Genomic DNA, 17,610 nt, shown 5'->3' on the forward strand with positions numbered 1-17,610 from the left:
ATGGAACTGGCAGACTCTCGTGACATGCGTGGAATCATCCTGGCCGGCGGCACCGGGTCACGTCTGCACCCGATCACGCGCGGGGTGAGCAAACAGCTTGTCCCGGTCTACGACAAACCGATGGTGTACTACCCGCTGTCCACCCTCATGCTGGCGGGCATTCGGGACATCCTGGTCATTACGACCCCCGAGGACGCGGCGGCGTTCCACCGGCTACTCGGTGACGGCAGCCGGTTCGGGCTCAACCTCAGCTATGTCGTGCAACCCCAGCCGGATGGATTGGCCCGCGCCTTCGTGCTCGGCGCGGAGCACATCGGCAACGAGCCCGCCGCACTCGTGCTGGGCGACAATATCTTCCACGGCCCCGGCCTCGGCACCAATCTGCGGCAGTACGCGCAGGTGGACGGCGGCGCGGTCTTCGCCTACCGGGTCTCGGATCCGACCGCGTACGGCGTGGTCGAATTCGCCGACGGCAAGGCCATTTCCATCGAGGAGAAGCCGAAAGCGCCGCGCTCCAACTACGCGATTCCGGGGCTGTACTTCTACGACAACGACGTCCTCGAGATCGCGCGCGAACTGAAGCCGTCCGATCGCGGCGAATACGAGATCACCGATATCAATCGCGCCTATCTCGAACAGGGCCGATTGAATGTGGAGGTGCTGCGCCGCGGCACCGCCTGGCTGGACACCGGCACCTTCGATTCGCTGCTGGACGCGGCCAACTACGTCCGTACCATCGAGGAGCGCCAGGGCCTGAAGATCGGGGTACCCGAGGAGGTGGCCTGGCGTATGGGTTTCATCGACGACGAGCAATTGGACGCGGCCGCCCGGCCGCTGGTGCGCTCCGGTTACGGGGCCTACCTGCTGCGCCTGCTGGAACAGGGACGAGACGAGTGAGTATGCGGATTCGCGAACTGGCCATTCCGGGGTCCTGGGAATTCACCCCGGACCTGCACGGCGACGAGCGCGGGGTCTTCGCCGAGACCTTCAAGTCCTCGGAGTTCGAGAAGATCGTGGGGCGGGGATTCGAACTGCTGCAGGTCAATACCTCGACCTCGGCGGCGGGGGTGCTGCGCGGGATTCATTACACGCAGGATCCGCCGGGGCAGGCCAAGTATGTGACCTGCGTGCGCGGGGCGTTCCTGGATGTGGTGGTGGATCTGCGGCCCGGGTCGCCGACCTTCGGGCAGTGGGACAGCGTGGTGATCGACGATGTGGAGCGCAAGTCGGTGTTCCTCGCGGAGGGGCTCGGGCACGCGCTGCTCTCGCTCGAGGATGATTCCACCGTCATCTATCTCTGCTCGCTGGAGTACTCGCCCGAATTCGACCGGGATCTGGACGCTTTCGATCCGGATCTGGGGATCGAATGGCCGAAGGTGGATCGCTACGGCAAACCGCTGAGCTTCACCCGCTCGCCGAAGGATGCGGCGGCACCGCGATTGGCGGATCTGAAACTTCCGCACTGAGCGTGGACATGCAACTGGGGCGCACCGTAATACGGTGCGCCCCAGCGTCTTTCGGTCGACCGAGCGTCGCCCGTGTGAGCGGCGGGCGCGGCCCGGCGTGGATTGTCAGCCGACCAGCGCGACCTCCGGCTCCGCGGCCTCGGCGGCCTTACGGGACTTGCGCTTGGGCAGGTAGACCGTAAGGGCAACCAGCGCACCGACAATGGCGACCCCGGCGGCGAATTGCAGTCCGGGACGGTAGTTGTCGAGCACCGCGGCGGGGCTGGTGTCGGTATGCGATCCGGAGGAGATGATCGCGGTGGTCACCGCGAGCACGATGGCCGCACCGACCTGCATGGCGGTCTGCAGCACACCGGCCGCCAGGCCCTGTTCGTCGTCATCGATTCCGCTGGTGGCCTGAATATTGATGGCGGGGAAGCCGACCCAGCCGATACCGACCAGCAGTACGGCGGGCAGCAGCACCGTCAGGTAGGCCGGGGCGGTGTCGATGCGCAGGTACATCAGGTAGCCGATGGCCATGATCACCATGGTGACCGCGATGATCGGGCCGGTGCCGAAGCGATCGACCAGCTTGTCCGAGACGAACGCGGAGGCGACCACCAGCAGACCGACGGGCAGCAGCGCGAGCGACAGCTTCAGCGGCGACCAGCCGAGAGTGTCCTGCAGGTACAGCGTGGTGATGAACTGCCAGCTGAAGAACGAACCGGCGACCGCGATAATGGCCAGGCTGGCCCGCCACAGCGTCGGCTTCTTCAGAATGCCGAGGCGCACAAGGGGGTAGCGCACCCGCTTCTCGACCGCGACGAATCCGGCGAAGAGCGCGGCGACGGCGACGAACGAGATGATGGTGCGAGCCGAGGCCCAGCCGGCCTCCGGAGCCGAGACCACGGTGTAGACCAGCAGCAGCATGCCCGAGGTGGACAGCAGCGCACCGAGCAGATCGTGACCGCCCTCCTCGGCGGGCCCGTCCTTGGGCACCAGGTAGAAGGCCGCGATCAGGGCCGCGATGGCGACCGGGAAGGGCAGCAGGAAGGTCCAGCGCCAGCCGAGACCGGTCATGAGTCCGCCGAAGAGCAGGCCCATGGAGTAGCCGCCCGCACCGAACACGGTGTAGATGGAGAGCGCCTTGTTACGAGCCGGGCCCTCGGCGAAATTCGTGGTGATGATGGAGAGTCCGGTCGGCGCGGTGAACGCGGCGGCCAGGCCCTTGATGAATCGGGTGAGGATCAGCAGCGGGCCGGAGCTCACCAAAGCGCCTGCGAGAGAAGCGATGGCGAAGACGGCCAGTGCGATCAGGAAGACCTTGCGGCGGCCGAGCAGATCGGCGGTGCGCCCGCCGAGCAGCAGCAGGCCGCCGTAGCCGAGAACGTATCCGCTGACCAGCCACTGCAGCGTCGAGGTCTGCAGGTCGAGTTCGGTGCCGATGGACGGGAGGGCGACGCCGATCATCGACACGTCCAGGCCGTCGAGGAACAGCACGATGCACAGGGTGATGAGCATGCCCCAGAGCCGGAGCGTCCACTGCGTGGAGTCTGCCGCGGTGCTCACTGCGGGGCGTAGGTCTGTGGAAGTCACGAGAGAGGACAGTACATGCGTGCGCATAAGTTGTCTACACATTAAATGCGGTTGCATGGGTTGCGCGGGCGCACTAAGATGGCGGCCATGCCGAAGCCGACAACGACTGTCGATCAGGTCGTCCCGAGCGCTCTCGTAGCGCAGTGGCGCGATCTGCTGGCCCGGCACGCGACGACCTCCTGCGCCCTCGAGAAGGAACTGCAAGGCCGCCACCACCTCGGGCTCAGCGAATTCGAAACCCTCGACCGGCTCATGGACGCCGGCGTCGAGAGCTACAAGATGAGCGATCTCGCTCATGACATCCACCTCAGCCAGAGCGCGCTCTCCCGCGCGGTGGCCAGGCTGGAACGCGATGGATTGGTCAGCCGCAGCCTGTGCGAACAGGACCGGCGCGCGATCTTCGTCTGCCTGACCGACAAGGGGCGCGAACTGCACGCGAAGGCGGCCCCGACCCACCGCGAAGTGCTGGAGCAGTCACTCCAGCACTAGCGGCGCGAATCAGACGGTGGCGCGAATGGTTTCGATCATCGGAAGCGCGTCCACCGCGATGGTCGCCGCGGCCGCGAAGGCTTCGCGGTAACGCTCCACATCGTGTTCTTTGTCCAAATAGGAAGCGCCCGTGAGGGATTCCACGTAGACGACCGGCGGTTCGGTCTGTTCGGTTGCGGTGGAGGGGAATTCGAGCAGGACGAAACGTCCGGCATCCATACCGTGGTGGTAGCCGCAGTCCGCGGGCAGCAGGCGCAGCCGCACATTCGACAGCTCGCCGAATTTGCGCAGCTTGTCCAGCTGACCGATGGTCACCTCATCCCCGCCGATGCGATGCCACAGCACCGCCTCGGAGATGATCACATCGACCTGCACCGGCGATTCGGCCCGCGTGAGCAGTGATTGCCGAGCGGTGCGGACCCGCACGCGGCGGTCCATCTGCTCGGCCGAGATGCCCGGATTCGCCCCCGCCAATACCGCGCGCATATACGCCTCGGTTTGCAGAAGCCCCGGCACCAACTCGTTTTCGTAGGTGGTGAGCCGCGCCGCGGCCTCCTCGAGCCCGATGTAGACCTCGTACCCCTCGTCGATCACATCGCCGTACTCGGTCCACCAGCCGCGCGCCTTGGTTTCCCTAGCCAGGGCGGTGAGCGGTTCGATGGCGTCCTCGGGCGCACCGTAGATGCGGCACATGGCCTCGACATCGAGGCTGCGCAGCGAGGTCTGCCCTGTTTCTATGCGCCAGATCTTTGCTTCGGACCATTCCAGCCGCTGCGCTGCCACCCGGGTCGTCATCCGGGCGCGATTGCGCAGGTCACGCAGGTGACGGCCGAGTTGCCGCCGCGGCATGGTGGATCCGGTGATCCCCTGCGGTAGTGCCATCCCTCCCCCTTACGAGTCTTGCGCTCGCATTGTTGCACAATTACTTGCGCTGCGACCGCTTCCCGAACCGCCAGAACTGCACGGCGCGAACGTCTTCCGACAATTGATTGACCGGTTCGGCCACATCCGAGAGCGCCTGGAACAGATCGTCGCCCATCTCGGCGATGTGCTCCACCCGGCTTGCCAAACGGGAGACGTCGAGGACGAACTCGAGCAGCAGGCGGACCACCGCGGCAATGATGAGGCCCAGCGGAATCGCGAAGACCACCGCGAAGACGATGCCCAGCCAGGCCGAAACACGCCACAGCCCTATGGTTCCCACGATCGGAATGACGAAAGCCGCTGCCAGGCCCAGTAGATAGGCCATCGGCAGCAAGGTGTGGGTGGCCGCGCGATGGAACTGCACATCCAGTAGCGCCTTGGCGGCGTCCACACTCCAGGAGCCGAAAGCACCTGGGCTGGCGAAGGGTTCGACCGGCTCCTCCTCGGCGACGGCCTCCTGTTCGAGCCTGCGGGTCATGCGCCGCGTCGCGGAGTCCCGGAAGGCGGCCCACCGCCCGATCTCGAACTCCTCGACCTCCAGCTCGCCGAGTTCGGCTGTCTTACCGTTCGATTGGTCGGTCATGCCGCCGATCTCCTCTCCCCGCAGATCTTTTCGACCCTGCGAAGTCTCATCGCAATCCCCACGCCGGGACAGGTGGCGGCAATGTGTTCTAGAACACTTTCGCGCCCCGGACGCAACGAACGGGGGGCCGCGCGGCCGATAGCTCCCTTGACGCTGTCTTCGCAGGCAGCGGACCCCTCCGATCGATATGTCGCTTATGCGACGAAGGCGCTGTCATGCCAGCTACAACGACGAGCCGTCTCTTTTGGAGGGAAAAACCATGACGCGGCAAAAAGAACATGTAACGGAGCGAACGCCCCGATCCGATACCTCGCACAGAGCAGGACATAGATCTACCGGGGAATGGAGAAACCAGTGCGTACGACGTTTTCGTCTTCCGTCATGGCGGCAGCACTGGCCGCCTCTGCGCAGGAGTACACCGAGCGTGGATGGACGGTCGCCGAAACGGCCAATGGCATCAGCCTGGTCACCGATGAAAATCTGTCGGGCATCGAGGTCACGGGCGAGACCGCGGCCTTCGTGCGCCGCTACCTGCGGGCCAACGACCTGACCGGTCCGGTCATCGAGATCCCGGGCGCCGAGCGCCGCGAGATCCACCTGGTGACCGGCCTGCGCAAGGCCGCCATGGCCATCGAGGCGCTGCGCGCGGCGGGTGTCATCGTGCACACCGACGGCGCGGGCATCCCGCTGCCGCCGACCCAGCTGTTCGACGGCTCGGCCTGCTGGGGCGTGGCCCCGCACGAGGCGCGCTGGGTGCCGCCGGTGGTAGCCATCGCCGCGGCGGTGCGCGCCGCCGCCAAAGGCGTCAAGCCGCAGGCGGCCCGAATCGCCTCCTGAAGGGAAAAGTGCTGCACCACAGGTGAATAAGCACTCCCTCCAGTAGCTCGTAGCTATAACCCCAGCAACCGCGGATGCACCCCGGCATCCGCGGTTTTGCTGTGTTCAATTTGCCTCCGCTTCGCTCCGGCGGTTCGCGGCCCCCGAAGCCCCGTTTCTTCCCTCCCTCCGCTCAGTCCAGAAACGGGGCGGGCCGCGAACTTTGGGGTTGGTGCGAGTTGAGATGCGGGAGTATCGCTCTGGGGCGGCGGAGATGGCCAGATTGCAGGGGCAGCGCGTGATCGAGGACCTTGGCTCGGGCGGCGCGGCGATTGTGGACGCCCAGGCGGCGCAGGATGGCCGAGACGTGGTGGTCGACGGTACGGACCGAGAGCACCAGGTATTCGGCGATCTCCGCATTCGTCAGGCCCGCGCAAAGTAGGTCCAGGACGTCCTGCTGGCGGCTGGTGAGGCCGGGGACGACGCGGGGAGCCGCAGGGGCGGGCGGCTGGTCGGGCAGGCGGATGAACAGACCGGATTCACCGCCGAGACTGAGCACCACCACCGATCCGGTGCCCGCGGCAATCTCGTCCCAGGCGGCGCGCAGGGCGTCGAGTGCTTGTGTTCGCTCCAGAAACCGCATGTGGCAAGCCTGGTCGCCGGGGTGGGCGGTGTCTGTCCGCGCGCGCACACCCGGTGTGTCGAGTACCCGACACACTCCGTTGCCGCCGAGTTGATCCGATGCTGTTTCCCTTGTGCGGCCCCGGGGCGATGATGAGGTATGACCCCCGCCACGAATGCCCCGCGGACGCTGCCGCGCACCTGCCCGCTCTGTGAGGCGGTGTGCGGACTGGAGATCACCATCGACGGCGGCGACCATGTCACGGCTGTACGCGGGGACAAGGCCGATCCGTTCAGTCGCGGATTCATCTGCCCCAAGGGTGCGACGCTCGGGCAGCTGGACGAGGATCCGGATCGGCTGACCCACCCCATGATCCGGGATCGCGCCACCGATACCTGCCGGGCCGCGAGCTGGGCGGAGGCGTTCGGGCTCATTCGGGAGCGGATACCGCAGCTCACCGCCGAGTACGGGAATCAGTCGGTGGGGTTGTACCTCGGGAATCCGAATGCGCACACGCTGGCGGGGGCACTGCATGTGCCGGTGCTGATTCGGGCGCTCGCCACGCGAAACCTGTTCTCCGCCAGTACCGCCGATCAGATGCCCAAGCAGGTGTCCTCCGGGCTCATGTTCGGGGATCCGTTCACGGTGGCGGTGCCGGATCTGGATCGCACCGACTATCTGCTCATGCTGGGTGCGAATCCGCTGGAATCCAATGGATCACTGTGCACCGCACCGGATTTCCCGGGACGATTGAAGGCGCTGCAGCAGCGCGGCGGGAAGTTCGTGGTGGTGGATCCGCGGCGCACCCGCACCGCCAAGCTCGCGGACGAGCATCTGTTCGTGCGGCCGGGCAGTGACGCGTACCTGCTGTTCGGGATTGTGCACACCTTGTTCGCGCGGGAGCTCACCTCGGTGCGAGTGGATGTGCGGGGGCTGGAGGAAGTGCGCACTGCCGCCGCACCTTTCACGCCCGAGGTGGTCGAAGAGCGCACCGGGACAGCGGCCGAGACCGTGGTGCGGCTCGCACGGGAACTGGCGGGTGCGCCCACCGCCGCCGTGTACGCGCGAATCGGTACCTGCACAGCGGAATTCGGCACCCTGACGCAGTGGCTGGTCGATGTGATCAATGTGCTGACCGGGAATCTGGACTCGCCCGGCGGGGCCATGTTCGCGAACGGGGCCGCGCTGGGGATCGTACGTACCCGGGCATTCCGGTTGGGGCGCTGGAACAGTCGGGTGCGCGGACTGCCCGAGGCCATGGGTGAACTGCCGGTCGCGACCCTGGCCGATGAGATCCGCACGCCCGGTGCGGGGCAGATTCGCGCCATGGTGACCGTGGCGGGTAATCCGGTGCTCTCCGCGCCGAGCGGACCGCGGCTGGCCGACGCCTTCGCGGGCCTGGACTTCATGGTGAGCGTGGACCGCTACCTCAACGAGACCACCCGATACGCCGATGTGATTCTGCCGCCGCCGCGCATTCTGCAATCGCCGCACTACGACTTCGCACTGCTCAATTTCGCCGTGCACAACTATGCGCGGTACTCGCGGCCACTGCTGCCGCTGGGTGCGGACCAGCTCTCCGAATCGGAGATCATGGCGCGGCTCGCGCTGGCCATTACCGGCCAGGAGGCGCAGCCGGGGGTGAATCCGCTTGCGGCTGTCGATGAATTCGTCATCGCGGCGACACTGCACAAGGCCGGGCGGGCCGATCGGCGCGGAGAGTTGCTGGGCGAGAACAGCATCGAGCAGCGCATCGATCTGATGCTCAAGCTCGGACCGTACGGTGAATGGAATGGCGGCACGCTGAATCTGCAAGTGCTGCTGGACAATCCGCATGGACTGGATCTCGGTCCGCTACAGCCGCGGCTGCCCGAGTTGTTGCTGACCGCGTCCAAGCAGGTGGAGTTGGCTCCGGAGGCATTGCTGGCGGACGTCGCGCGGTTGCATGAGCGGTTGGCGGATGCGGCACCCGCGATGGTGTTGGTGGGCCGGCGGCAGCTGCGGTCGAACAACAGCTGGTCGCACAATGTGGGGCCGCTGGTGGGTGGGTCGAATCGGTGCACGCTGCATATTCATCCGGACGATTTGAATCGGCTGGGGTTGGATGGGCAGGCGGTGGTGAAGTCCGCGGCGGGTGCGATCACGGTGGAGCTGGAGCCGACCGAGGACATCATGCCGGGTGTGGTGAGCCTGCCGCACGGATGGGGCCACGGGGATTCCGATCAGGCGGTGGCGCGGGCACACGCCGGGGTGAATGCCAATGCGCTGACCGATGATTCGCTGGTGGATGTGCCCTCCGGGAATGCCGTGTTCAACGGCGTACCGGTCACGCTGACGCCCGCTTGACATCCGGCGAGCTCGAAGCGGGGTGGGGAGAACAGTGAAATCTGTTGAGGCGCGGGGTATTCCGGTGGTTCGGGTCACGTTGTGGGCGGTGCATGTGGCACTGCCAGCGGCCGGATTGTGGCTGCTGGTCACGCATCCGCGACTGGATCACCTGTATATGCACAGCGGTATGCACTTCTGGCTGATTCTCGGTGCGGCGGTGTTGTCGCTGGCGCTGGGGATTCTGCTGTTGCGGGCCGCCCGCGCGCACCGGGATATGCGGTTGATCCTGGTTTCGCTGGTGTTCCAATTGAATTCGGGTTTTCTGGGCCTGCACGCGCTGGCTACGCCCGGTGTCATTCTCTCCACACCGAATGTGGGGTTCACCGGAGCGGTTCCGGTGGGTATGGTGCTGGGCGGGCTGGCGGCGCTGGCCTCGATCGTGGAGTACGGGCCCACCGCGCGGGCGCACCGCTTCACCGATCTCCTCGCCGCCCTGCCTTCGACTCTCATGGCGGTGTGGGCACTGGCCTCGCTCACCCGGATACCGCCGTTCGACACCATTCCCGATCCGGACGAGGTGCAGGGGCCGCTGGTGGCGGCGGCCTTCCTCGGCGGCGGCTGCTATCTGACAGCGGCGGCCGCCTATGCCTGGCTGTATCTGCGCAATCGCGCGACGGTGCTGTTGAGTGTGCTCACCGCGTTCGTACTGCTGGCCGAGGCCATGTTCGCGGTCGGCTTCGGGCGCAGCTGGCGGATCACCTGGTGGGAGTGGCATGTGCTGCTGGGGGCGGCCTTCGCGCTGATCGCCGTGAGCGCGCATCGCAGTTTCCGGCGGGAAGGGTCGGCGCGCGGGCTGTTCGACAGTGTCACCCAGCGCAGTACGGTCGCGGCCATTCAGCGCGATTACGCACGCGCACTGGAGGAGATGGTGCTGGCGCTGGATCAGCGCGCCAGCGGCGGGGTGCCGTCGACCGAACCACTCGGTGCTGTGGCGCAACAGCTTTCGCGGCGCTTCGGACTCACCGAGCGGCAGGTGGCGGTGCTACAGCAGAGCGCGCGGGCGCTCGGTGACGAACGCGAACAGGTGCGGCGGCTCGGCGCGCTGGTGGCGGTCGGCGAGCGCGCCAATGTGATTCGCGGTGAGGCGGAGTTGCTCGATGAGATCCAGCTGCTCGCCAATCACGCCTTCGACCGCGATCTGGTGCGAATAGGAATACTGCGGCACGGGCGACTGCACTTCAGCGACGGGCTACCACCCAATCCGGCGGCCTTCGTATATCCGTTGACGGTCAAGGGAATTCGCACCGGTGCACTGGAGTTGCTGCGACCGGGCGCACCCGCACAGCTCGGGCCGGCCGAGCACGCCATCGCGCGATCGTTCGCCAGCCAGACCTCGGTGACACTCGAAAACGCCCGGCTCTACCAGCAATTGGACGGCCTGTTCCGGTCCTATATGTCGCCGCAGGTGGCGACGGCGCTGCTCGCCGATCCGTCCCAGGCCGGGCTGGGCGGTGCGGTGCACGAGGTGAGTGTGCTGATGGCGGATCTGCGCGGTTACACCCCGTTCGCCGAACAGGCCGGGCCGGTGCAGGTCATGCGCATGCTCAATACCTATTACGGGGCCATCGTGCCGGAGATCCTGGCCGAGGGCGGGACCGTGGTGCAGTTCGTCGGCGATGCCGTGATGGCGATCTTCAATGCGCCTGTGCGGCAACCCGATCACGCATTGCGGGCGGCGCGGGCCGGCCTGGCCATACAGCGCGCGACCGCTGCCGTACGGGAGCGCGTCGGCGGTGCGAGCATCCCGGCCGGACCGATTCCGCCGGCCGACCTCCGCGGCCGGGTGGGCACCGGCGACACCATCGGTATTCCGCGGGTGAGCGGTTCGAACACGCTGGAGTGGCCCATGTTCCGGGTCGGGGTGAATACCGGACCCGCGATCGTCGGCAATGTGGGTGCGCGGGAGATGCGGAACTTCACCGCCATCGGCGACACCACGAATCTGGCCGCACGCCTGGAGGGTTTGGCCGAACCGGGCACGGTCGCGGTCGGGCCGCTGACCCGGGAGCGGCTCGGCGACCGCGCCGAGGTGCGCAATCTCGGTGACTTCGATATCAAGGGTAAGAGCCTGCCGGTGACGGTCTATCGGCTGATCGGTCTGCGGTGAGGTAGTGATGGCGGAATTCGAACTGCTGGAGGGGCTTTCGCCCGCCGAGCGCCGTGAGTTCATCGCGGCGTGCACCCCGCGCCGGTTCCGCCGCCGCGATATCGTCTGTCATGAGGGCGATCCCGGCGACTGCGTACACCTGATCCTGTCCGGGCGCTACATCGTGCGGATCACCACACCGCTGGGCAATACCGCCACCCTCACCATTCTCGGTCCCGGTGAAATGTTCGGCGAGCAAGCGCTTTTGAGCCCGGACGCCCGGCGCACCGCGACCATTGTCGCGGTCACCGACGGAGAGACCCTCACCCTGAACCGGACCCAGCTGGAGCGGTTGCGCCGGGAGCATCCGCAGGTGGAGCGGTTCCTCACCACTTCCCTTGCGGCACAGGTGCGCAGGCTCTCGGCGGCGGTGCTGGAGGCGCTGTACCTGCCGGTGGAGACGCGGGTGCTGCGGCGGTTGGCGCATCTGGCCGATGTGTACGGCGACGGTGACGGTAAGCCCGCGGATATCCGGCTGACCCAGGAGGATCTGGCCTCCATGGCCGGGACCACCCGCGCGACCGCCAATAAGGTGTTGCGCGAGTTGGAGGATCAGGGCGTGGTGCGGCTCGGACGCGGCTCGATCCTGGTGCTGGATCGGGCGCGATTGCAGCGGCGGCGGTAAGCCGGGCTTGACAGCATCCCGTCGGCAATTTACCCCGAACTCCAGCGATTGCTTCCGAATGGGAGGATCCTCGCACGAGAAGGTTTGTCCGACACGCAGTCGATCCACGCTCACCAGCGCGGATATGTCGGTTCACGCATTCGCCACACCAAACTAGTTAAACCGTATAGGATTTCGAATGGCCGAGCTTCGTGGCCATGCCTCTTCCACACGGTCTTCAGCTACCACAAGGGGTGCACGATGCCCGGTATCAGAAACGGCAGCGACGGCGAACGGGAACTACAGGAGCGCTACGGCACGCAAGACCGAGCAGAGCGCTTCTACTCCGATCAAGTCCGAGATCAACTGAACCATCAGATGATCGAGTTCATCGGCCGTATGGATATGGCGTTCATCGCCACCGCCGACAAACACGGCGAGTGCGACAACAGCTTCCGCGCGGGCAAACCCGGATTCCTGCACGTCATCGACGATCGCACGCTCGCCTACCCCGAGTATCGCGGTAACGGTGTCCTGGCCAGCCTGGGGAACATGCTGGAGAACCCGCACATCGGGATCCTGCTCATCGACTTCGTCCAGGACCTGATCGGCCTGCATATCAACGGCACCGCGCGCATAGTGGACGACGCCCTCATGCGCCGCTGCGTCGCCGATCTGCCGCCCGATGCGCGCGGCCGCCAGCCCGAACGCTGGGTGGTGGTGGATGTGGAAGAGGCTTATATCCACTGCCGCAAGCACATTCCACATCTGGTACCCGCACAGCGCGAGGCCGTGCAGTGGGGCACCGACAATGTGCGCGCCAAGGGCGGCGACTACTTCCGCACCAAGACCGAGGCCGAATCCGGCGCGCTGGTGGACTACTGAGCTGTTCGAGCTCGAAGACCGCCGCGCTACTTGATCTTGAAGATCACAGTGCGCTGCACGATGAAGTTGATCACGGTGGCGGTGCCCTGGGCGACACAGAAGGCCAGCGGCATGCGCCACCATTCGTCGGCCAGCGCGTAGTAGCAGATCTGGTTGATGCCCACCTGAATGGCGAAGGTCACCGCGTACAGGATGATCACCGCGATGAAACGGGCCCGGCTCGGCTCCGCCTTGAAGGTCCAGCGGCGATTGATCAGGTACGCGGTGGTGGTGCCCGCGATGAAGCTCAGCGACTTCGACACCGGCAGCGGCAGACCGAAGACCTGGAAGAACAGGGTGTAGAGGCCGTAGTCGACAATCGCCGACAGACCGCCGGTGAGACCGAAGCGGATGATCTGCGTCTTCAGATCGACATCCGTGCCACCGGGCTCGTCGATGAGGGGCAGCTCGGGCGGCAGGGGCAGATGGGGTTCCGCGGTCACAAGGCATGAGGGTATCGGTCGGGACCCAGGACACAAGCCTCGAGACGGTTATGCCTGTAGCCTCTATCCCGATGTCCACGAAAGCTCAGACCACCACCACGGCCGCTGCCGAGACGAAATCGGCGAGCGAGGGTGCGGACGCAGCATCGAACGGTTCCTTCGAACTGCCGACGCAGACCCGTCGCCTGACCGGTTGGGGTCGCACCGCAGCCACCACGTCTGAAGTTCTGTCGACCGCCGACCCGGAGTTGATCGTCAAGGCGGTCACCATGGTCGCGCAAGACAATGACTCCAAGCCGGCGCACCTACGCCGCGGCGTCATCGCGCGCGGCCTGGGTCGCTCGTACGGCGATCACGCACAGAACTCCGGCGGCCTCGTCATCAATATGCCGGCGCTGAACCGCATCCACCGGATCGACCGCGATTCCCGCATGGTCGATGTGGACGGCGGTGTCAGCCTGGATCAGCTCATGAAGGCGGCATTGCCGTTCGGGCTGTGGGTTCCGGTGCTGCCGGGTACCCGGCAGGTGACCATCGGCGGTGCCATCGCCTCCGATATCCACGGCAAGAACCATCACTCCGAGGGTTCCTTCGGCAATCACGTGCGGTCCCTGGACCTGCTCACCGCCGACGGCAAGGTCTCCACCATCGGGCCGAAGAAGAACGCGAAGCTGTTCTGGGCCACCGTCGGCGGCAACGGCCTGACCGGCATCATCCTGCGCGCCACCATCGAAATGGTGCCGACGGAGACGGCCTACTTCATCAATGACGGGGTGAAGACCAGCAGCCTCGACGAGACCATTGCCGCGCACAGCGACGGCAGTGAGGCGAACTACACCTACTCCAGCGCCTGGTTCGATGTGATGAACCCGCTGCCGAAGTTGGGGCGCGCCAACATTACTCGCGGCCGACTGGCCAAACTGGATGAGCTGCCCGCGAAGAAGCAGCGCAATCCGCTGAAATTCGATGCGCCGCAGCTGCTCACGGTGCCGAATATCTTCCCCAGCTTCACCGCAAACAAGCTGACCCTCGGTTCGGTCGGCGAGGCGTACTACGCCCTGGGCGGTAACTACACCGGCAAGATCCAGAACCTGACGCAGTTCTACCACCCGCTCGACATGATCGCGGAGTGGAATCGGGCGTACGGTCCGGCCGGATTCCTGCAGTACCAGTTCGTGGTGCCGACCGAGGCCGTCGATGAGTTCAAGAAGATCATCATCGATATCCAGGCGTCCGGGCACTATTCGGCGCTCAATGTCTTCAAGCTGTTCGGCCCGGGTAACCCCGCGCCGTTGAGCTTCCCCATGCCGGGCTGGAACATCTGCGTGGACTTCCCGATCCGGGCCGGGCTCAATGAGCTCGTCACCGATCTGGACCGCCGGGTCACCGAGTTCGGCGGGCGGCTCTACACCGCGAAGGACTCGCGCACCACGGCGGAGACCTTCCACAAGATGTACCCCCGGATCGACGAGTGGATCAAGATCCGCCGAAGTGTCGATCCCACAGGCGTTTTCATGTCCGATATGGCCCGAAGGCTGGAGCTTCAGTGATCAATGCGGTAGGGAATCCGCAGTCCATTCTGCTGCTGGGCGGCACCTCCGAGATCGGTCTCGCGATCTGCTCGGAGTACCTGAAGAAGGGTCCCGCGCGGATCATTCTGGCGGCGCTACCCGGTGATCCACTGCGCGAAGAGGCTGTCGCGCAGCTGAAGTCGGCCGGTGCGTCCGAGGTCGAGATCATCGACTTCGACGCCCTGCAGATGGACTCCCACCCCAAGGTCATCGAGGCCGCCTGGACGAACGGTGACATCGACGTCGCCATTGTCGCCTTCGGCATGCTCGGCGATGCCGAGGAACTGTGGCAGGACCAGCGCAAGGCCGTCATCGCCTGCGAATTGAACTACACCGCCGCCGTCTCCGTCGGCGTCCTGGTCGGCGAGAAGATGAAGGCGCAGGGCTACGGCCGCATCATCGCCATGAGCTCGGTGGCCGGCGAACGCGTCCGCCGCTCCAACTTCGTCTACGGCTCCACCAAGGCGGGCCTGGACGGCTTCTACCTGGGCCTCGGCGAGGCCCTGCGCCCGCACGGCCCCCGCGTCACCGTGATCCGCCCGGGTCAGGTCCGCACCCGCATGTCGGCGCACGTCAAGGAAGCCCCCTTGACCGTCGACAAGGAAGAGGTGGCCGCCCTGGCGGTAGCAGCCTCCGAAAAGGGCAAGGAAATCGTCTGGGCCCCCGGCACTTTCCGCTACATCATGATGATCCTGCGCCACATCCCGCGCCCGATCTTCCGCAAACTGCCCGTCTAGGCAGCGCGACCAGACACACGAGCGGTGGCCCCACGGCCACCGCTCGTTGTCGTTCATGATCAACGGGGCCTCCGGGCGGACACCTCTCGGCGGATGCCCGCCATGTCCCGTTGATCATGAAGTGCGGTTGGCGGGGCGCAACCTGTGGCGGCGGGTGATGCTGGCTAGGGTGGCTGGGTCCATGGATGCGAACCCGGAGGCGGAGTGGGAATGAGCGAGGAAGCGGGCGTCCGGGGGACGGTGCTGGTGCGACGGGCCGGGGGTGCGCTCGGGGAGGGTGTGCTGGCGGCGGGGGTGGCGGCCGTTGTCGCGGGGGTCGGACTGGTGGCCTTCGGGACCGTGCAGTGGCCCGCGTTCAACTCTTCCAATGTGACTCGGGCTTTGACGACCGTGGGGCAGGTTGTCGCGCTGGCGGTGCTGGTGGCGGCGATCGTGCTGGTGCGGATGGACAAGTGGCCCTGGGTGGCGAAAGCGCTGTCCTGGGTGGGGATTTCGGGGTTTGTGACCGTCACCCTCGGCATGCCGCTGGCGGCCACCAAGTTGTACTTGTTCGGGATCTCCGTTGATCAGGAGTTTCGGACGCAGTATTTGACGCGGTTGACCGATAGTGCGGCGCTGCACGATATGAACTATGTGGATCTGCCGCCGTTCTATCCGGGTGGATGGTTCTGGGTTGGTGGGCGGTTCGCGAATCTGACCGGGATGGCCGGGTGGGAGGCGTTCAAGCCGTTCGCGATTATCGGGTTGGCGGTGACCGCCGCCATCGCGGTTGTGCTGTGGTCCAAGCTGATTCGGGGCGATTGGGCCGTTGCGGTGGCGGCCGCTACCACCGCTGTGACGCTGGCTTATGGGTCGCCCGAGGCTTACAGTGCGCCGCTGGTATTGCTGTTCGCGCCCGCGCTGGTGCTGGCCTGGGGTGCGCTGTACCGGCCCGCCGAACCGGCCGCGGCTACCGCCGGCGGGTGGGGTGCGGTGCTGGGGACCGGGTTGTTCCTGGGCTTGGGGGCCATGCTCTACACGCTGTACTTCGGTGTCGCGGTATTCGCGGTCTGCCTCATGGCGCTGGTCGCGGCGGGGCTGGCGCTGCGGGAGCGCGGTAAAGCGGTTCGGGCGCAACGGCATCGGGAGAAAAGCATGGCGGTGCCGGGCCGCTGGCGGGTGGTGTGGCCGATTCTGCTGCGGCTGATCGTCGCGGGGATGATCGCGGGACTGCTGGCCCTGACCGTTTGGTTCCCGTTCCTGTTGAAGCTGCTGGGCGGGACGATCCCCAAGTCCGGCACGGCATTCCACTATCTGCCCGAGGGTGGGTCGCAATTGCCGCTGCCCATGTTCGACTTCTCGCTGCCGGGTGTGTTCTGCCTGCTCGGCACGGTGTGGCTGGTGCTGCGCGCCGGAAGTTCGCGGCGCGCACAGGCATTGGGCATCGGCGTGGTGGCCATCTACCTGTGGTGCCTGCTGTCGATGACGGCGACCGCGGCCGGGACCACGCTGTTGTCATTCCGGCTCGAGCCGATGCTGTACGCGCTGCTCGCGGCGGCGGGGGCATTCGGGTTCGTGGAGGGTGCGCGGGCGATCTACCAGGTGTTGAACGAGCCGGCGCGGATGCCGCTCGCCGCAGGGGTGGTCGCGCTGATCGGGGCGATCGCGTTCAGTCAGCAGATTCCGCATGTGCTGGCGAATGAGATCACCACCGCGTACACCGATACCGATGGCAATGGGGAGCGGGCGGATAAGCGGCCAGCTTCGGCGGTGACGCATTACCGGGCGGTCGACGCGGCGCTGCTGGAGCAGACGGGGCGGCCGCGCGATCAGAGTGTGGTGCTGACCGCGGACACCAGTTTCCTGGCGATCTACCCGTACTACGGATTCCAGGCTCTCACTTCGCATTACGCGAATCCCCTCGCCGATTTCGCGGCGCGGTCGGCGGAGATCAAGCGGTGGAGCACCCTGAAGTCGCCGCAGCAGCTCATCGAGGCGCTGCGGCAGTCCCCTTGGCGCGCACCGGATGCGTTCCTGTTCCGTAGTTCGGGTGACGACTACACGCTGCGGCTGTCCGAGGACGTGTATCCGAATGATCCGAATGTGAAGCGGTATACCGTGACGTTCCCGAAGTCGCTGTTCGCGGACGGGCACTTCCGGGTTACCGATATCGGGCCGTTTGCCCTGGTTGTGATGCGGCCCTGAGCGTTATAGCCGTGGGCCGTGAATTGCGATGTGGCCCACGGCAAGGTCTCGATTCGGACTCGAGACAAGGATCACTTATGCACAGAAACACGCTGAAACCTGTGGATGAACACCCTTTTCTGTGGATAACTCACCTAC

General features: G+C 65.9%; 16 protein-coding genes. 11 read left to right on the top strand and 5 right to left on the bottom strand.

From position 1 onward, the window contains the following. Positions 1–24: 24 nt before the first annotated feature. Positions 25–897, top strand: coding sequence for a glucose-1-phosphate thymidylyltransferase RfbA (rfbA, locus tag GFY24_RS01285; protein ID WP_153803085.1), 873 nt, complete (start codon positions 25–27; stop codon positions 895–897). A 2-nt stretch (positions 898–899) separates the two neighbouring features. Next, the gene (locus tag GFY24_RS01290) at positions 900–1,466 is read left to right on the top strand and encodes a dTDP-4-dehydrorhamnose 3,5-epimerase family protein (protein ID WP_153803473.1); all 567 of its coding nucleotides are present in this window, start codon (positions 900–902) and stop codon (positions 1,464–1,466) included. A gap of 105 nt (positions 1,467–1,571) precedes the next feature. Here GFY24_RS01290 and GFY24_RS01295 read toward each other — a convergent pair whose 3' ends face one another. Continuing rightward, on the bottom strand, positions 1,572–3,041 hold the full coding sequence (locus GFY24_RS01295) for an MFS transporter (protein ID WP_309230288.1): 1,470 nt from the start codon (positions 3,039–3,041) through the stop codon (positions 1,572–1,574). An 87-nt stretch (positions 3,042–3,128) separates the two neighbouring features. Here GFY24_RS01295 and GFY24_RS01300 point away from each other — a divergent pair, with 87 nt between their 5' ends. Beyond that, positions 3,129–3,530: a MarR family transcriptional regulator gene (locus GFY24_RS01300; RefSeq protein ID WP_153803087.1), complete on the top strand. Its 402-nt coding sequence runs from the start codon at positions 3,129–3,131 to the stop codon at positions 3,528–3,530. 9 nt (positions 3,531–3,539) lie between these two features. On the opposite strand, the gene GFY24_RS01305 is transcribed toward GFY24_RS01300, so the two are convergent. Both GFY24_RS01305 and GFY24_RS01310 read right to left on the bottom strand, forming a co-directional pair. Next, entirely contained in the window at positions 3,540–4,412 is an 873-nt protein-coding gene (locus GFY24_RS01305; protein ID WP_153803088.1) for a helix-turn-helix transcriptional regulator, read from the bottom strand. A gap of 40 nt (positions 4,413–4,452) precedes the next feature. Further along, positions 4,453–5,037, bottom strand: a complete 585-nt coding sequence (locus tag GFY24_RS01310) for a DUF4282 domain-containing protein (RefSeq protein WP_153803089.1) — start codon at positions 5,035–5,037, stop codon at positions 4,453–4,455. A 354-nt stretch (positions 5,038–5,391) separates the two neighbouring features. On the opposite strand from GFY24_RS01310, the gene GFY24_RS01315 reads away from it, so the two are divergent. Further along, positions 5,392–5,874: a hypothetical protein gene (locus tag GFY24_RS01315; protein ID WP_309230290.1), complete on the top strand. Its 483-nt coding sequence runs from the start codon at positions 5,392–5,394 to the stop codon at positions 5,872–5,874. 172 nt (positions 5,875–6,046) lie between these two features. Here GFY24_RS01315 and GFY24_RS01320 read toward each other — a convergent pair whose 3' ends face one another. After that, a complete protein-coding gene (locus GFY24_RS01320; protein ID WP_228565891.1) occupies positions 6,047–6,496 on the bottom strand; it encodes a response regulator transcription factor in 450 nt (149 codons plus the stop codon). A 138-nt stretch (positions 6,497–6,634) separates the two neighbouring features. Here GFY24_RS01320 and GFY24_RS01325 point away from each other — a divergent pair, with 138 nt between their 5' ends. From GFY24_RS01325 to GFY24_RS01340, 4 genes are all read left to right on the top strand, one after another. Then, the gene (locus GFY24_RS01325) at positions 6,635–8,821 is read left to right on the top strand and encodes a molybdopterin-dependent oxidoreductase (protein WP_153803092.1); all 2,187 of its coding nucleotides are present in this window, start codon (positions 6,635–6,637) and stop codon (positions 8,819–8,821) included. A gap of 34 nt (positions 8,822–8,855) precedes the next feature. Continuing rightward, positions 8,856–10,970 carry an adenylate/guanylate cyclase domain-containing protein gene (locus GFY24_RS43250; RefSeq protein ID WP_153803093.1) on the top strand — a complete coding sequence of 705 codons (2,115 nt, stop codon included), beginning with the start codon at positions 8,856–8,858 and terminating at the stop codon, positions 10,968–10,970. 7 nt (positions 10,971–10,977) lie between these two features. Next, positions 10,978–11,634, top strand: a complete 657-nt coding sequence (locus GFY24_RS01335; RefSeq protein ID WP_153803094.1) for a Crp/Fnr family transcriptional regulator — start codon at positions 10,978–10,980, stop codon at positions 11,632–11,634. Positions 11,635–11,874: 240 nt separating this feature from the next. Then, entirely contained in the window at positions 11,875–12,498 is a 624-nt protein-coding gene (locus tag GFY24_RS01340; protein WP_153803095.1) for a pyridoxamine 5'-phosphate oxidase family protein, read from the top strand. Between the two features lie 26 nt (positions 12,499–12,524). Here GFY24_RS01340 and GFY24_RS01345 read toward each other — a convergent pair whose 3' ends face one another. Continuing rightward, the gene (locus GFY24_RS01345) at positions 12,525–12,980 is read right to left on the bottom strand and encodes a GtrA family protein (RefSeq protein ID WP_309230292.1); all 456 of its coding nucleotides are present in this window, start codon (positions 12,978–12,980) and stop codon (positions 12,525–12,527) included. Between the two features lie 65 nt (positions 12,981–13,045). On the opposite strand from GFY24_RS01345, the gene GFY24_RS01350 reads away from it, so the two are divergent. The 3 genes from GFY24_RS01350 (at position 13,046) to GFY24_RS01360 (ending at position 17,472) form a co-directional block, all read left to right on the top strand. Further along, on the top strand, positions 13,046–14,530 hold the full coding sequence (locus tag GFY24_RS01350; protein ID WP_375335991.1) for an FAD-binding protein: 1,485 nt from the start codon (positions 13,046–13,048) through the stop codon (positions 14,528–14,530). Further along, positions 14,527–15,288, top strand: coding sequence for a decaprenylphospho-beta-D-erythro-pentofuranosid-2-ulose 2-reductase (locus GFY24_RS01355; RefSeq protein WP_309230293.1), 762 nt, complete (start codon positions 14,527–14,529; stop codon positions 15,286–15,288). Before GFY24_RS01350 ends, GFY24_RS01355 begins: the two co-directional genes overlap by 4 nt. A 210-nt stretch (positions 15,289–15,498) precedes the next feature. Next, the gene (locus GFY24_RS01360) at positions 15,499–17,472 is read left to right on the top strand and encodes an arabinofuranosyltransferase (protein ID WP_153803098.1); all 1,974 of its coding nucleotides are present in this window, start codon (positions 15,499–15,501) and stop codon (positions 17,470–17,472) included. Positions 17,473–17,610 lie beyond the last annotated feature (138 nt).

The sequence above is a fragment of the Nocardia sp. SYP-A9097 genome (assembly GCF_009649815.1).
Classification (GTDB): domain Bacteria; phylum Actinomycetota; class Actinomycetes; order Mycobacteriales; family Mycobacteriaceae; genus Nocardia.

Bases quoted from the DNA above. Each gene is read 5' to 3' on its own strand.
- rfbA (WP_153803085.1), top strand. From the start codon at position 25: ATGCGTGGAATCATCCTGGCCGGCGGCACCGGGTCACGTCTGCACCCG.
- GFY24_RS01290 (WP_153803473.1), top strand. From the start codon at position 900: ATGCGGATTCGCGAACTGGCCATTCCGGGGTCCTGGGAATTCACCCCG.
- GFY24_RS01300 (WP_153803087.1), top strand. From the start codon at position 3,129: ATGCCGAAGCCGACAACGACTGTCGATCAGGTCGTCCCGAGCGCTCTC.
- GFY24_RS01305 (WP_153803088.1), bottom strand. From the start codon at position 4,412: ATGGCACTACCGCAGGGGATCACCGGATCCACCATGCCGCGGCGGCAA.
- GFY24_RS01310 (WP_153803089.1), bottom strand. From the start codon at position 5,037: ATGACCGACCAATCGAACGGTAAGACAGCCGAACTCGGCGAGCTGGAG.
- GFY24_RS01320 (WP_228565891.1), bottom strand. From the start codon at position 6,496: ATGCGGTTTCTGGAGCGAACACAAGCACTCGACGCCCTGCGCGCCGCC.
- GFY24_RS01325 (WP_153803092.1), top strand. From the start codon at position 6,635: ATGACCCCCGCCACGAATGCCCCGCGGACGCTGCCGCGCACCTGCCCG.
- GFY24_RS01335 (WP_153803094.1), top strand. From the start codon at position 10,978: ATGGCGGAATTCGAACTGCTGGAGGGGCTTTCGCCCGCCGAGCGCCGT.
- GFY24_RS01340 (WP_153803095.1), top strand. From the start codon at position 11,875: ATGCCCGGTATCAGAAACGGCAGCGACGGCGAACGGGAACTACAGGAG.
- GFY24_RS01360 (WP_153803098.1), top strand. From the start codon at position 15,499: ATGAGCGAGGAAGCGGGCGTCCGGGGGACGGTGCTGGTGCGACGGGCC.